The following is a 14,343-nucleotide window of genomic DNA, read 5'->3' on the forward strand; positions in this document are numbered from 1 at the left end:
ACGCCCTCCACAGAAGCGCCGACACAGCACTTCTCCACACTCTCGGCGGCACAGCACGCCACGAAGCACGCGGACGTCCCACACCAGGGCAGAGTGTGAGCATCCGCGTCGACAAGACAAACGACATCCCCCTGTCGATGACGGCCGAGCATTCGTCGTCGAAACGGAGTCGACCATCCGCTCTCGATTTGACGCTCACAGGTTCGCCAACTAAATTACAGATCGGTAACGGTGGCATCCGGGGGGATCGACCGCCGAGCACATCTGCCCTCCGGAAGGATCCCGTCACGAATTCCCTGCCCACCGAGCGCGCTCACGACGCCTCGGAAGCCTTCTCAGAAGCCCCCGACTCGGCCCGACCGCGCTTGCGGCGCGACTTGCGACGCTCCGCGTCCACGGAGCCGCAGAGCCTCCGCGCGATGGATGCAACCCGTGCGGGCGACGGACAGCGCGCCCGCACGGCGGATGCACTCGGCGCGGTCGACACACGAGAGCCGGCCGGTGCACCCCACGCAGGTGATGCCGCCGGCGCACCGACTTCCACCGACCTCCTCGACACACGCGACGCAATCGACGCGATCGAAGCGATCGACGCACTCGACACACGCGACACACTCGACTCGATCGACGCACCCGACGCACCCGACGCACCCGACGCGATCGACGCGCCCGACGCACGCGACGCGATCGACCCCGCACCGTCCGCATCGCCCGCCACACCGGCCGCATCGCCCGCCACACCCGCCACACCCGCCACAGCTCCCGCTGCATCGACCGCTCGTCCGCAGGCGCAGGGCGCCGGCCGGCGCGGCACCCGGGGTGCTCGCGTGCGCCCTGGGCGCACGAAGCCGCAGAAGGCAGCGCCGTCGGTCCGGACCGGGCGCACGAAACGTCCGTGGGCGAAGGCCAAGGCGCTCGGCGCCACGTTCGCGATCGGCGTGATGGTCACCGGTGCGGCACTGCCCGCACTCGCCACGGGAAGCGATGGGGCCGTCGCCACCACCAGCCTCACCACAGCGGCCGCAGCCGATGCCGCGCAGTCCTACACGTCCACGTCGGCGTCCACATCGACGGACGAGATCCGTGCCGAGATCGCTCCGCGGGGGACCTTCTCGGCGACGACGCCCGAGGAGATCGAGGAGACGCGCTCCCGCGCCGTCGCCGCCGCCCTCGCTGCGGGCATGCCGCTCGGGAGCGCGGTCGAGATCCCCATCGCCGATCGCATCGTCATGCCGATGGCAGACGGCACGTACTCGTTCACCGACGGCTTCGGCGCCTCACGGCCGGGCCGGTCTCATCTGGGTCAGGACTTCGCTGCGGGTGTGGGAACGCCGATCAACGCCGCGATGAAGGGCTGCGTGTCCCGCTCCACCGAGAGCTACCAGGGCTACGGCGTGACGATCCAGATCGAGAGCATCGTCGACGGGCAGGCGGTGAGCACCGTCTACTCGCACTTGAACTACGGAACCCGTGCGGTCGAGGTCGGCGACTGCGTCGACGAGGGCCAGTACATCGGCGACGTCGGATCGACCGGATACGTGTTCGGCTCCTGCTTGCACTTCGAGGTCCACATCAACACGGTCGCCGTCGATCCCATGCCCTGGCTCCAGACGCACGTCAGCTGACCCGCACCACCGGGCATCCCGGCGAGACCCCGACTTGGCACCGAGACCCCGTTGTGCCGTCGACGGAAGCCCGGGGCTTCGACGGAAGCCCGGGGCTTCGACGAGAAGCCGGGGCTTCGGCGCCCCCGGACGGGCACGGCAGCTCAGTCGAGCGCGCTCATCACGTGCTTGATGCGGGTGTAGTCGTCGAACCCGTACTGCGAGAGGTCCTTGCCGTATCCGGAGTGCTTGAACCCGCCGTGGGGCATGTCCGACACGAACGGGATGTGCGTGTTGATCCACACGCAGCCGAAGTCGAGGTCGCGCGAGAAGCGCATCGCCCTCGCGTGATCGGTCGTCCACACCGAGGCGGCGAGCGCATAGGGCACGTCGTTCGCCAGCTCGAGCGCCTCGTCGTCGTCGCCGAACGCCTGCACGGTGAGCACCGGGCCGAAGATCTCACCCTGCACGACCTCATCGTCCTGCCGCACGCCCGAGACGATCGTCGCCTCCCAGAAGTAGCCCTGATCTCCCTGACGCCGTCCGCCGGTCTCGATGGTCGCGTGCGCGGGCAGCCGGTCGATGAACCCCTGCACCTGAGCGAGCTGGGCCGCGCTGCTCAGCGGGCCGTACAGCACACCCTCCTCGTGCGGGCCGCCCGTGCGCGCGTGCGTCTTCGCCCTGGCCACCAGCGCGGCGACGAGTTCGTCGTGCCGCGAGGCGTGCACGAGCACCCGAGTGGCGGCGGTGCAGTCCTGCCCGCCGTTGAAGAAGGCCCCGGTGATGATCCCGTCCACGGACTTCTCCAGCGATGCATCCGCGAACACGATCGCCGGCGCCTTGCCGCCGAGCTCCAGGTGCACGCGCTTGACGTCGTTCGCCGCCGAGCGCGCCACCGCCATGCCTGCGCGCACCGAACCGGTGATCGCGACCATCTGCGGAGTCGGATGCTCCACCAGCGCGACGCCCGTGTCACGGTCGCCCAGCACGACGTTGAGCGTCCCGGCCGGGGTGTGCCGCGCGACGATCTCGGCGAGCAGGAGCGTGGTCAGCGGTGTCGACTCCGCGGGCTTGAGCACGACCGTGTTCCCGGCGGCGAGCGCGGGCGCGATCTTCCAGACGGCCATGTTCAGCGGGTAGTTCCACGGGGTCACCTGGCCGATCACGCCGACCGGCTCGCGGCGCACGAACGAGGTGTGCCCGGCGAGGTACTCCCCCGCCGCGCGGCCCTCCAGGCTGCGGGCGGCGCCGGCGAAGAAGCGCAACTGATCCACCGACTGCATGATCTCGTCGGCGACGAGGCTCGCGCGCGGCTTGCCGGTGTCCTGCGACTCCAGGTCCGCGAACTCCTCTGCGCGCGACTCCATCTCGTCGGCGATGCGGAACAGCGCCAGCTGCCGATCGGCCGGCGTCGTGTCGCGCCAGAGCGGGAAGGCGGCGGATGCCGCGGCGTAAGCGGCGTCGACATCGGCGCCGTCGGAGATCGGCAGTTCACCGTACGTGGCTTCGGTGACAGGATCGAGGAGGGGCATCCGTTCCGTCCCGGTCGCGGGCACGGAGCGGCCGCCGATGAAGTTCTGCAACGGCGCCGAGTTCTTCAGAAGGGTGCGGGACATGCCGTCATGGTAGCGCGCACCCTGCGGAATCGGAAGATTTCACCCGGGTGTATCGACTGAATCAGTTGCAGAATCAGATTTAGACTGTCAATATCGACAGATGAGCCCCAAGCCTGCCCAGCCCGCACTGGACGACATCTCGAAGCGCATCGTCGAGCTCCTCCAGGAGGACGGCCGCCGCCCCTACGCGGAGATCGCCCGCGAGGTCGGCCTCAGCGAAGCCGCCGCCCGGCAGCGCGTGCAGCGGATGACCGAGGCCGGCATCATCCAGATCGTCGCGGTCACCGATCCCATGCAGCTCGGTTTCCACCGCATGTCGATGATCGGCATCCGCGTCTCCGGCGACCCCCGCGCGATCGCCGAGGAGCTCACCCGGATCCCCGAGCTGGCGTACGTCGTCGTCGTGCTCGGCACCTTCGACATCCTCGTCGAGGCCGTGTGCGAGGACGACGAGCACCTGATCGACCTCATCGCGACCCGCATCCGGACGATTCCGGGCATCGAACACACGGAGAGCCTGCTCTACGCCGGCCTCTACAAAGACCTCTACAACTGGGGCACGCGCTGAGGCGCGCCCCGAACGCATCGGAGTGATCATGGGAACCACCGTCTTCGAACGCCGGGAGCCGTCGCAGGGGGTCATCGACGACTCCCTGCGCGACACCGCTCTCCGGGTGTTCTGGCTCGACGATGTCGATCGGCCGACGCATCCGCGTCTGAACGGCACGGTCCGCGCCGACCTCGCCATCGTCGGCGGTGGATATGCCGGGCTGTGGACCGCGGTGCGGGCCAAGGAGCGCGACCCCGAGCGCCGCGTCGTCCTGCTGGAAGCATCGCGGATCGCGTGGGCGGCATCCGGTCGCAACGGCGGGTTCTGCGAGTCGAGCCTCACGCACGGCCACGAGAACGGGGTGAACCGGTGGCCCGAGGAGATCGACCGGCTCGAGGAGCTGGGCCACGAGAACCTCGACGGCATCGAGCAGACCGTCGCCCGCTACGGGATGGATGCGGAGTTCGAGCGCACCGGCCAGCTGGCCGTCGCCGTGGAACCGCACCAGGTCGAGTGGCTACGCGACGAACCCGGCTTCCTCGATCGCGACGCCGTGCAGGCGGAGGTGCACTCCGAGACGTTCCTCGCCGGAGCCTGGGACCGCGAGGGCTCCGCGATGGTGCACCCCGCCAAGCTGGGCGTCGAGCTGGCCCGCGTGGCCGCAGACCTCGGCGTCGAGATCTACGAGCACAGCATCGTTCGCGCCATCGAGGGCGACGCGTCTGGTCCGATCACGCTGGTCACCCCGAACGGTCGGGTCGTGGCGGATGCCGTGGCGCTCGGCACCAACGCGTTCCCCTCGCTGCTGAAGCGCAACCGCCTGATGACCGTGCCGGTGTACGACTACGTGCTGATGACCGAGCCGCTCTCGACGGAACAGCTCGCGTCGATCGGCTGGTCGAACCGTCAGGGCCTCGCCGACAGCGCGAACCAGTTCCACTACTACCGGCTCACCGCCGACGACCGCATCCTGTTCGGGGGTTACGACGCGGTCTACCACTACGGCGGCAAGGTGCGCCCGGAGTACGAGGACCGCATCGAGAGCCACCGCAAGCTCGCTTCGCACTTCTTCACGACCTTCCCGCAGCTGCAGGGCCTGCGCTTCACCCACCGCTGGGCCGGGGCGATCGACTCGTCGAGCCGCTTCTGCGCGTTCTTCGGCACCGCCCGCAAGGGCCGCGTCACCTATGCCACCGGCTTCACCGGACTGGGCGTCGGTGCCGCGCGCTTCGCCGCCGACGTCATGCTCGACAAGCTGTCGGGGGATTCGACAGAGCGCACCGAGCTGCGGATGGTGCGCGAGAAGCCCATCCCGTTCCCGCCCGAACCCGCCGCCTCGATCGGCGTCAACCTCGTGCGCGCGGCCATGAACCGGGCCGACCACAACGAGGGCAAGCGCAACCTGTTCCTCAAGGCCCTCGACGCCGTCGGCATGGGCTTCGACTCATGAGCGGCCTCGCTGCCGGGGCGGGGGTGGATGCCGGCGCGCTGGTCCTCGCGCACGAGCCGCTCCCCGCGGAGGAGGTTCTCGCCGGCGCCCCGACGACCGCCGTGCACGAGCTGGCGACCCTCGGCGGGGTCGAGATCGGTGTGTGGGAGATGACACCGGGCACTGCGACCGACATCGAGGCCGATGAAGTGTTCGTGGTGCTGTCTGGCCGCGCCACGATCTCGTTCGCCTCATCGGGCGTGCCCGATCTCGAGGTCGGCGCGGGCTCGGTCGTGCGCCTCGCTGAGGGCATGCGCACCACCTGGAACGTCACCGAGACGCTTCGCAAGGTCTACGTGGCCTGACGGCAGGCGCGAGTCGAAGGCGTCAGGAGGAAGACCCCAGCAGCGGGCGCACGGAGGCATAGGCGTCGCGCACGTCGCGCGTCGGCACGTCATAGACGCGGACGATGCCCGCAGTGCCCTCGTGACGCGGCCACCCGGGGTCACCGCCGGTGACGAACGCGACCGCCGCGCCGTGCACCTGATCGGCCAGGCCCTGCGGCGGGTTCGGTCCGGCGAGCGGCTCCATCGCCGGGCCGTCCAGGCAATCGAAGAAGAACGGCACGTCGAGGCAGTGCTCGGCGAAGCCGAAGCGTCCCGACGGCCAGGAGAACCGATACACCCAGGTCGGAGCAGCGCCGCGGTCGGCGACGACCTTCAGCAGCGCCGAGCGGAACATCCGGTCGGTCAGCAGCCGCCCGGCGACGCGGGCGTTGCCGAGTCGCGTGACGTCGGCGTTGGCGGCGAGGTACTCGCGGCGCGCGGCCTTCGGTAGCCCGAGCTTTCCCAGCAGCAGCGACCGGGGCACCCAGCGGAGCTTCTTGGCCGCATCCGAGAACACCATCGTGAACTCGTCGTCGGTCGCCCCGAGCACCAGCGGCTTGTCGGCGCCGACACCCGCGGCGAGCGCCTCGCGCGTCGAACGCGGCAACAGATCGCCGTCGATGCTCGGCCCGAGCGGCAGCCCTTCCTCGATCATGGTCCCGACCGCCGACGGCCCGAGCTCGGTCGCCTTCTTCTGCAGCTCGAGGATGCGCTCCTCGGACAGCGACGAGAACCCGGCCACGGTCGGCTCGACCCCGCCTGCGGCGGCGAGCGCGCGGCCGAACGCTTCGGCGCGGGTGGAGGCGACATCGGCGAGCGCGCCCGAGATCGCATAGACACCCTGGAACAGGTGCTGCGCCTCCTCCATGCCGAGCAGGGTCAGCACGGCACCGCCGCCCGCGGACTGCCCGGCGATCGTCACGCGCGACGGATCTCCGCCGAACTCGGCGATGTTCTGCTGCACCCACTCCAGCGCGAGCAGCCAGTCGCGCACACCACGGTTCGAGGGAGCATCCTCGATCCACCCGAAGCCGTCGAAGCCCAGGCGGTACGAGATCGACACGGTCACGACGCCGTCGCGGTTGAAGTTGCGGCCGTCGTACCAGGGGCTCGCGGGTGAGCCGGCGAAGTATCCGCCGCCGTGGATCCAGACGAGCACCGGGAGTCCGGTCCCCGGTTCGGCGCGGGCCGGACTCGGTGTGAACACGTTGACGTTGAGCGTCGACTCGCCCTCGATGCTCGGCTCGGGGATGAGCGTGACGCCGGGGTCGCCGCGCTGCGCGGTGGCGGCGAACTCGAGCGCATCGCGCACACCCTCCCACGGCGTCTTCGGCACGGGCTCCCGGAAGCGCAGTTCACCGATCGGCGCCTCCGCGAACGGGATGCCGAGGAACGCCGCCGACCGCGGATTGCCGCGCCCGCCGGTGGTCGGACGCCAGCGTCCGCGCACCCGCCCTGCGGCGGTCGTCACCTCGACGAAGTCGGCGGTCGTCTCGAAGTCGATGTCGGTCATGACAGCATTCTCCTGGTCGCGGGGCGTGAGCGGGCCACATCGAGAGAGGCCTCAGCCGGGTGTGATCACCTCGGCGTGCGGCATCCGCGTCTTCATGACCCCGATCGCCTCGGGGTTGTCGTCGACCAGCACGGCATCACGGCCGAGCTCCGACGCCACGGCGCCGGTCGTGCCGCTGCCGGCGAAGAGGTCGAGCACACGATCGCCGGGGCGGCTGGATGCGGTCACGATGCGGCGCAGGATCCCCTCGGGTTTCTGCGTGGGATACCCGGTCTTCTCGCGCCCGGTCGTCGGCACGATCGTGTGCCACCAGACGTCGGTCGGCAGCTTGCCGCGCGCGGCCTTCTCGGCGGTCACCAGTCCAGGTGCCATGTACGGCTCGCGGTCGACCTCATCGGAGTTGAAGACGTACGCCCGCGGATTCTTCACGTACACCAGGATCGTGTCGTGCTTGGTGGGCCAGCGGCTGCGCGACTTGGCGCCGTAGTCATACGCCCAGATCAGCTCGTTGAGGAAGCAGTCCCGCCCGAACACGGCGTCGAGCATCACCTTCGCGTAGTGCGCCTCCCGGTAGTCGAGGTGCAGGTACAGAGTGCCGTCGTCGGCGAGCAGACGCCATGCCTCCTCGAGCCGCGGCATCAGGAAGGAACCGTAGTCGTCGAAGCGGTCGTCGTAGGCGCGCAACATCCCGCGCACCCGCTCGTACGCGTGGCCGTGGAACCCGTGCCGCACCTCGGCGGTGGGCACGGTCGCGGCCACCCCCGGTTCAGAACTCCTCAGATTCGAGCCGGTCGCTGCATCCGGATCGCGGAGTTCCGGGGGTTCTTCGGTGACGGGCTCGGATTCTTGAGGAGTTGTGAACGTCCGGCGCGCGGTGACCACCTGCCGGCCCTGCGTCCGACCGGTGTTGAACGGCGGGTCGAGGTACACGAGCGTGAAGGAACCCGTGGGCAGGGTCGCCGCGACGGCGAGGTTGTCACCCTCGATGATGGTGACCGCGCCCCGCGCCTGCGTCGGAGAAACGCGCTTCCCTCGGCCGGAATCCGTGGATTCGGCCGCGGGAAGCGCATTCGTCCGGGTTTCGGGTCCGTCCTCCGGAGCGGCCACGGCCGCGGCACCCGCATTCGTCCGGGTTTCGGGTCCGTCGTCCGGCGCGGTCACGGCACCCGATGCAGCCACGCCTCGGTGGCGAACTTCGACGCGACGAGCGCCTCCGCGTCGGCGTACTCGTCCGCGGTGATCGCTCCGGTCTCGGCATCGGTGAGCGAGCGGAAGGTGTCTTTGAACCGCTCGATGATCTCGGCGCGCTCGAGCCCGGTCTGGCTGCGCAGCGGGTCGACGCGCTTGGCGGCCGACGTGGTGCCCTTGTCGCTGAGCTTCTCGCGACCGATGCGCAGCACCTCGGTCATGACCTGGCCGTCGATGTCGTACGACAGCGTCGCGTGGTGCAGCACTCCCCCGTTGGCGAGGCGCTTCTGCGCGGCACCGCCGATCTTGCCGGTCGGGCTCGCGATGTCGTTGAGCGGCTGGTACACCGCATCGATGCCGAGGGACCGCAGCGCCTGCAGCACCCAGTCGTCGAGGAAGGCGTAGGAGTCGGCGAACGTCATGCCCGCGACGAGCGATGCCGGCACATACAGCGAGTACGTGATGATCTGCCCCGCGGCCATGAGCATCGCCCCGCCGCCGGAGATGCGGCGGACCACGTCGAAGCCGTGCCGTGCGGCACCCTCGGGATCGACCTCGTTGCGATACGACTGGAACGACCCGATCACGACGGCCGACTCGTTCCACTCCCAGATGCGCAGGGTGGGACGGCGACGCCCCTCGCCGACGCGGGCGGTGAGCACCTCGTCGAGGGCGAGGTTCATGCGCGGCGAGACCGCCTTGTCGTGCACGATCTCCCAGTCGAAGTCGCGCCATCCCGGGGCCGTCACGAGCGCGCGGCGCACCGCGGTGCCGACGGCTTCGGGCGAGAAGCCGAGCAGCTGAGCGCCATCGGGCAGCGCGCTGCGGACGGCCGTCGCGATGGCCGTCGAGTCCGACTCGGCGGGCAGCCCGTTCACCGCGGCATTGATGTCGTCGAGTGCCGAGTCGGGCTCGAGGAAGAAGTCGCCGGCGAGGCGGAAGCGGGCGATCCGGTCGTCCTCGATCTCGAGGTCGACGACGACGAGCTTTCCACCTGGGACCTTGTATTCACCGTGCACGGAACCAGCTTAAGGCGCGCGGCCCCGGATGCGGCGGGTCAGCGATGGCGGATCGACCGCCGGGCGCACCGACCATCCGACCGATCAGCCCCCGAGCACCACCACGCGCTCCCCGGCGCGGATCGGCGTCGAGTACCGGTTGCCGGCGGGCGGCAGCGGGCAGACGTACTGGTCCGAGAACGCGCACGGCGGCAGGTAGGCGCGGTTGAAGTCGATCACGGCCGTGCCGTCTGCGGCGGGTTCGTCGACCGGCAGGAACCGGAAGCGATACGTCTCGAGCCCGTTGGTGCCGTCGGCGAACACCGCGCTCAACGCCCCCTGTCCGTTCCTGGTGACGGTCAGCGTCTGCGGCGCACCGGCCAGTTCGAACCGCAGTCGCCCGGCGACGGGAGTCTCGCGAGCTTGGCCGTCGACCGACGTGATCAGGATCTGCTCGTCCGGTGTCTCCTCGAACACCGCGGGGAGTCGCCAGCGCTCGTCGGGCGCGTAGGCGTCGATCGCGGTGAACCACTCGCGCTGCGGTCGTGCCGGGTTGAGCACCCGCAGCGCCAGCGCACCGTGGCGATCGAACACGCGCAGCTCCCGGCGGCCGAGGCGGATGCTCTCCGAGCCGCGCAGGACCACGGTCGACCCCGTCTGGCCGAGCTCGCTGCCGCGGATGCCGCCGTCTCCGGTCAGCGCCCAGAGTCCGGGGATGCCGTCGACCGCCGCCGCCTCCGTGATGAGCCAGTTCGTCGACTCGAGCGCCGACGGACCGTACTCCGACCCCGCGTAACGCTCGCGCGACGCGTGCCAGTCCTGCCAGTCCTTCACGAAGCTCATCGGTGCGGTCCCTCCCGTGCGAGCAGCACACACGGGCGCGCCCCTCGCTCCTGCGCGGAATACTGACCCGAATCTACGGTCGGGGCCGAGCCCGGGGAACGGCTCCGTCACACGGCTTCACGTCGCGTCATTCCACGTCACATCCGGCCCCGCACCGACGAGACCCCGCCTTCCCACCGAGACCCCGCCGTGCGCGCGCAGCCACCCGGGGGTGTGGACGCGAACCCGGGGTCTCGAGGTGCGAACGCGGCCGCTCAGCGCGCGGGGATGTGCTTGTCGAGCCAGGCGAGCACGTCGGCGCGCACCTCGTCCTGCTGCAGTTCGGCGAAGATCTCGTGCCGCGCATCCGGATACACCAGCGTGGTCACGTCGGTGAGCCCGGACCGGCTGCGGTACTCGTCGGCGAGCTTGTGCACGCTGCGGGGTCCGCCCACCGGGTCGTCGCGACCGACCAGGAGCAGCATCGGGATGTCGCGGCCCAGGTCCTTGGCCGGACGCCCGTACAGCCGTGCGGCCTCGATCGGGCCGAAGAGCTTGAGCAGCGGGACATCGGTCGTGAGCGGGTCGTCGGCGAACGCGGCCCACACGGCGGGATCGCGGCTGAGCCATTCGAGCCCGGTGGCACCTTCGCCCTTCGCCCACCGCGCGTTCAGGGGGGCGGCGTTGAGGAAACCGGGCGTGCGCAGTGCGGAGCCCGAGAGGATCACGGCATCCCACGCCTCCGGGTGGTGGTTCACGAGCATCTGCGCCAGGAACGATCCCCACGAGTGGCCGAGCAGCACGAGTGGCAGGTCGGGGTTCTCATCGCGGATGATCCCGGTCAGCTGCCAGATGGCATCCTCGGCCGCGCGGAGTCCGCCGATGCCGAGTCGACCCAGCTTCTCGGGTCCGCCGTGCTGACGGATGCCGGTGCGGCCGTGGCCCCGGTGATCGTCGGCGTACACGTGGAAACCCGCGCCGGTGAGGGCACCGATCAGGGCCCCGTATCGTCCGGCGTGCTCGCCGACGCCGTGCAAGAGCTGCACGACTCCGCGAGGAGTCCCCGCAGCCGGATGCACGTCGTAGACGATGGCCACGCCATGGGCGTCGGTGAACTCGCGCGTATCCGTCACGCTGCGAGCCTAGCGACCGGGCGCCGGGACCGCCTACCGCGCGACGGCATCCCGAATGGCGAAGGCGATGTCGCGGTCGGTGACCTCGTAGCCGCCGACGCCGTCGGAGGCGGAGCCCATCCGCACGCCGCCGTCTTCGATCACGGCGCGCTTCGCGGAGAAGTGGATCGCGTCCACCCCCGCCGCGGCGAGCACCGGCGCACTCGCGACGTCGACTCCACTGCCGGCCATGACCTGGATCTCTCCCTCGGCCGCGGCGACCAGCGCACGCAGGGTGTCGATGCCGTCGATCGCGGCGGATGCCCCGCCCGAGGTGAGCACGCGAGCAAGGCCCAACTCGCGGGCGCTGCGCAGCGTGGCCACGGGGTCGGCCGTCACGTCGATGGCGCGGTGCAGGGTGACGGGAGATCCGCCCGCGGCATCGCGCAGCCGCGCCATGGCCTCGAGGTCGAGGCGTCCCTCCGCGTCGAGGGCGCCGATGACCACGCCGGTCGCACCCGCAGCGATCGCGCGTCGCACGTCGCGCTCGCTGATGGCCAGTTCGTCGTCGGTGTAGTGGAAGCCGCCCCCGCGCGGCCGGATGAGCACGTGCACCTCGGGACCTTCCGCGCCGGCCGTCTCGACCGCCAGCTCGAGCGTCGCGGGCGACGGGGTCAGTCCGCCGAGGGCGAGGGCCGTGGCGAGCTCGACGCGGTCGGCGCCGATCTCGGCGGCGATGCGCACTCCGGCGGGGTCCTGCACGGCGATTTCCAGGGCGAGCGTTCGGGTCACCCCTCCATTGTGCCGGGTGCCGAGACGGCGTCCGAAAAATTAGATAGGCTATCTAAGTAATGTCTGCGTCCGATGAATCCCTCCACCTCACCGCCACAGACCTGCGCATGGCCACGTTCCGGCTGGCCCGCCGCCTCCGCTGCGCCCGCGCGGCCGACTCCATGAGCGATGCGCAGCTGGCGGTGCTCGCCGACCTGCGCATGAACGGCCGCCGCACGATCTCGACCCTCGCCGTCCGCGAGCGCGTGACCGCTCCGTCGATGACCAGCACCATCAACGGTCTCGAGGAGCAGGGCTTCGTCGTGCGCACCCCGGATGAAGACGACCGCCGCCGCGTGCAGGTCGATATCACGGAAGCCGGCATCGAGATCGTCGTGGAGACGATCCGCCGCCGCGACGAGCTGCTGGCCGACATGCTGCGCGAGGTCGAGTACACCGAGGCCGAGCTCACCACGCTCCGAGAAGCGAGTGCACTGATGCGTCGGGTGGTGGAGCGATGAGCGCCATGTTCCGTTCCTTCGCGAACATCAACTACCGCATCTGGTTCGCGGGCGCCCTGGTCTCGAACGTCGGTGGATGGATGCAGGCCACCGCCCAGGACTGGGTCGTGCTCACCGAGCTGACCGACAACGACGCCACCGCGATGGGCGTCACCATGGCGCTGCAGTTCGGTCCGCCGCTCGTGCTGGTCAGCCTCACCGGATGGGTGGCCGACCGCTTCGACCGACGCCATATCCTGTTCGCCACCCAGTCGGCGCTGCTGGCCCTCGCGATCGCGGTGGGTGTGCTGCTGCTGAACGACGTGATGACCCTGCCGATGATGTTCGCCTTCGCACTCGGTTTCGGCGTCGTGAACGCGTTTGATGCCCCGGCCCGGCAGGCGTTCGTCTCCGACATGGTGTCGACCGGCGACACGTCGAATGCGGTCGCGCTGAACTCGGCATCCTTCAACCTCGCCCGCATGATCGGCCCGGCGGTCGGTGGCCTGCTGATCGTGGCGATCGGTTCGGGCTGGGTGTTCATCGTGAACGCCGCGACGTTCCTGGCGATGATCCTCGCGCTGTCGATGCTGCGCACCGGGCTGCTCGCGCCGCGGCTGAAGAGCCGCAGCCGCGGAGGCCTCGCCGCCGGGTTCCGCTACGTGTGGGGGCGCAGCGATCTGCGGGTCGTGTTCGCCACGGTGTTCCTGATCGGCGCGTTCGGCATGAACTTCCCGATCTTCGCCTCGACCATGGCCCTGGAGTTCGGCGCGGGCGCCGACGGCTACGGCGTGCTCAGCTCGGTGCTCGCGATCGGCTCCCTGATCGGCGCCCTGCTCGCGGCCCGTCGCGACCGCGCGCGCGTGCGGGTCGTGATCCTCGCCGCCGGCGGATTCGGCATCGCCGCGTTCGTGTCGTCTGCCATGCCGACCTACGCCTCCTACGCCGTCACCCTGACGTTCACCGGCTTCATGATCGTGACGCTGCTCACCACCGCCAACGGGTACGTGCAGATCACGACGGAGCCGGCGCTGCGCGGGCGCGTGCTCGCCCTGTACATGGCCGTGATCATGGGCTCGACGCCCGTGGGTGCCCCCATCGCCGGGTGGGTCGCCGACTCGTTCGGACCACGCGCCGCCATCATGCTCGGCGGCACGGCCGGATTCGTCGCCTGCGCGATCGGGGTCATCTGGGTGACGACCTCGGGACGCCTGCGCCGCGCCGAGAACCGCCGCTTCCTGCTCACGCTCGACGAGACCCGGCCGCTGCGGGTGATCGAGCGGCCAGACCCGATCGAGTTCAGCGACGAGGCCGCCGTCACGACTCCGATTCGGAGTGCGAAGCGGGAAGACGTCGAGGGCTGAACAACTTTCCGCCGTTTGTCAACGCCCTCTACGGAGTGCATCCGGCGTACGTACCGTCGGTGCATGGACGACAACACGGAACGCACACCCCACCCGCAGGATCCTGCCGAAGGCGCTCGCCGCGTCGGCGTGCCGGATGAGGACGCCGGTCAGGGCGACGGCAGCGGCGGCGCGATCCAGGGCGACAGCTCGCGCGGCGAATCGACCGGCGGCGCCATCCAGGGCGATGCCGGCCAGGGTCACCGCTCAGCCCTCGGCGGCGATGAGGAGACCGAGGACCAGCTCCAGGCCGACAACGCGGCCGAGGAAGACACGTTGAAGACGCTCGATCCGGATTCCCCACCGGCCTGAGCACTCCGGAAGGGCAGCGTCACCGTCAGCCGTCGTCCCCAGCGTCGGCCCTCCCCCGGCGGTGGCGCTGTCCGCCTCCCGGGCGCGTGCGCGTCCGGCATCCGGCATCCGGCATCCGGCATCCGGCATCCGGCATCCG

Annotated in this window: 14 protein-coding genes; 7 read left to right on the plus strand and 7 right to left on the minus strand. The window is 70.2% G+C overall.

Annotation, left to right across the window (positions count from 1 at the left end; all coding sequences use genetic code 11):
- Window positions 1-419: 419 nt before the first annotated feature.
- Complete coding sequence (locus AC6CHX_RS19410; protein ID WP_498274297.1) at window positions 420-1,625, plus strand: M23 family metallopeptidase; 1,206 nt, start codon at window positions 420-422, stop codon at window positions 1,623-1,625.
- 143 nt (window positions 1,626-1,768) lie between these two features.
- Here the strand turns inward: AC6CHX_RS19410 and AC6CHX_RS19415 are convergent, their stop codons facing one another.
- Entirely contained in the window at window positions 1,769-3,220 is a 1,452-nt protein-coding gene (locus AC6CHX_RS19415) for a gamma-aminobutyraldehyde dehydrogenase (protein WP_498274298.1), read from the minus strand.
- A gap of 100 nt (window positions 3,221-3,320) precedes the next feature.
- On the opposite strand from AC6CHX_RS19415, the gene AC6CHX_RS19420 reads away from it, so the two are divergent.
- Genes AC6CHX_RS19420 through AC6CHX_RS19430 form a run of 3 tightly spaced genes read left to right on the plus strand, consistent with a single transcriptional unit; the run spans window position 3,321 to window position 5,564 of the window.
- A complete protein-coding gene (locus AC6CHX_RS19420) occupies window positions 3,321-3,788 on the plus strand; it encodes an Lrp/AsnC family transcriptional regulator (protein ID WP_498274299.1) in 468 nt (155 codons plus the stop codon).
- A gap of 28 nt (window positions 3,789-3,816) precedes the next feature.
- Complete coding sequence (locus tag AC6CHX_RS19425; RefSeq protein ID WP_498274300.1) at window positions 3,817-5,220, plus strand: NAD(P)/FAD-dependent oxidoreductase; 1,404 nt, start codon at window positions 3,817-3,819, stop codon at window positions 5,218-5,220.
- Window positions 5,217-5,564 (plus strand): cupin domain-containing protein, encoded by a 348-nt coding sequence (locus AC6CHX_RS19430; protein WP_498274301.1) that lies wholly within the window; start codon window positions 5,217-5,219, stop codon window positions 5,562-5,564. Before AC6CHX_RS19425 ends, AC6CHX_RS19430 begins: the two co-directional genes overlap by 4 nt.
- A gap of 22 nt (window positions 5,565-5,586) precedes the next feature.
- Here AC6CHX_RS19430 and AC6CHX_RS19435 read toward each other — a convergent pair whose 3' ends face one another.
- The 6 genes from AC6CHX_RS19435 to AC6CHX_RS19460 form a co-directional block, all read right to left on the minus strand.
- The gene (locus tag AC6CHX_RS19435; protein ID WP_498274302.1) at window positions 5,587-7,098 is read right to left on the minus strand and encodes a carboxylesterase/lipase family protein; all 1,512 of its coding nucleotides are present in this window, start codon (window positions 7,096-7,098) and stop codon (window positions 5,587-5,589) included.
- Between the two features lie 51 nt (window positions 7,099-7,149).
- The gene (locus AC6CHX_RS19440) at window positions 7,150-8,088 is read right to left on the minus strand and encodes a DNA-methyltransferase (protein ID WP_498274308.1); all 939 of its coding nucleotides are present in this window, start codon (window positions 8,086-8,088) and stop codon (window positions 7,150-7,152) included.
- Window positions 8,089-8,255: 167 nt separating this feature from the next.
- Window positions 8,256-9,305, minus strand: a complete 1,050-nt coding sequence (lplAB, locus tag AC6CHX_RS19445) for a lipoate-protein ligase LplAB (protein WP_136041300.1) — start codon at window positions 9,303-9,305, stop codon at window positions 8,256-8,258.
- Between the two features lie 84 nt (window positions 9,306-9,389).
- Complete coding sequence (locus tag AC6CHX_RS19450; RefSeq protein WP_498274303.1) at window positions 9,390-10,127, minus strand: DUF1684 domain-containing protein; 738 nt, start codon at window positions 10,125-10,127, stop codon at window positions 9,390-9,392.
- Between the two features lie 254 nt (window positions 10,128-10,381).
- Window positions 10,382-11,239 carry an alpha/beta fold hydrolase gene (locus tag AC6CHX_RS19455; RefSeq protein ID WP_498274304.1) on the minus strand — a complete coding sequence of 286 codons (858 nt, stop codon included), beginning with the start codon at window positions 11,237-11,239 and terminating at the stop codon, window positions 10,382-10,384.
- A gap of 33 nt (window positions 11,240-11,272) precedes the next feature.
- The gene (locus tag AC6CHX_RS19460; protein ID WP_498274305.1) at window positions 11,273-12,010 is read right to left on the minus strand and encodes a copper homeostasis protein CutC; all 738 of its coding nucleotides are present in this window, start codon (window positions 12,008-12,010) and stop codon (window positions 11,273-11,275) included.
- Window positions 12,011-12,069: 59 nt separating this feature from the next.
- Between AC6CHX_RS19460 and AC6CHX_RS19465 the strand changes: the two genes are divergently transcribed.
- The 3 genes from AC6CHX_RS19465 to AC6CHX_RS19475 all read left to right on the plus strand — a co-directional run bounded on the left by AC6CHX_RS19465 (window position 12,070) and on the right by AC6CHX_RS19475 (window position 14,204).
- Window positions 12,070-12,510 (plus strand): MarR family winged helix-turn-helix transcriptional regulator, encoded by a 441-nt coding sequence (locus tag AC6CHX_RS19465; protein WP_498274306.1) that lies wholly within the window; start codon window positions 12,070-12,072, stop codon window positions 12,508-12,510.
- Window positions 12,511-12,515: 5 nt separating this feature from the next.
- Complete coding sequence (locus AC6CHX_RS19470; RefSeq protein WP_498274307.1) at window positions 12,516-13,853, plus strand: MFS transporter; 1,338 nt, start codon at window positions 12,516-12,518, stop codon at window positions 13,851-13,853.
- Between the two features lie 63 nt (window positions 13,854-13,916).
- Window positions 13,917-14,204 (plus strand): hypothetical protein, encoded by a 288-nt coding sequence (locus AC6CHX_RS19475; RefSeq protein WP_376101181.1) that lies wholly within the window; start codon window positions 13,917-13,919, stop codon window positions 14,202-14,204.
- Window positions 14,205-14,343: the final 139 nt, after the last annotated feature.

The organism is Microbacterium sp. GQ128 (assembly GCF_059758615.1).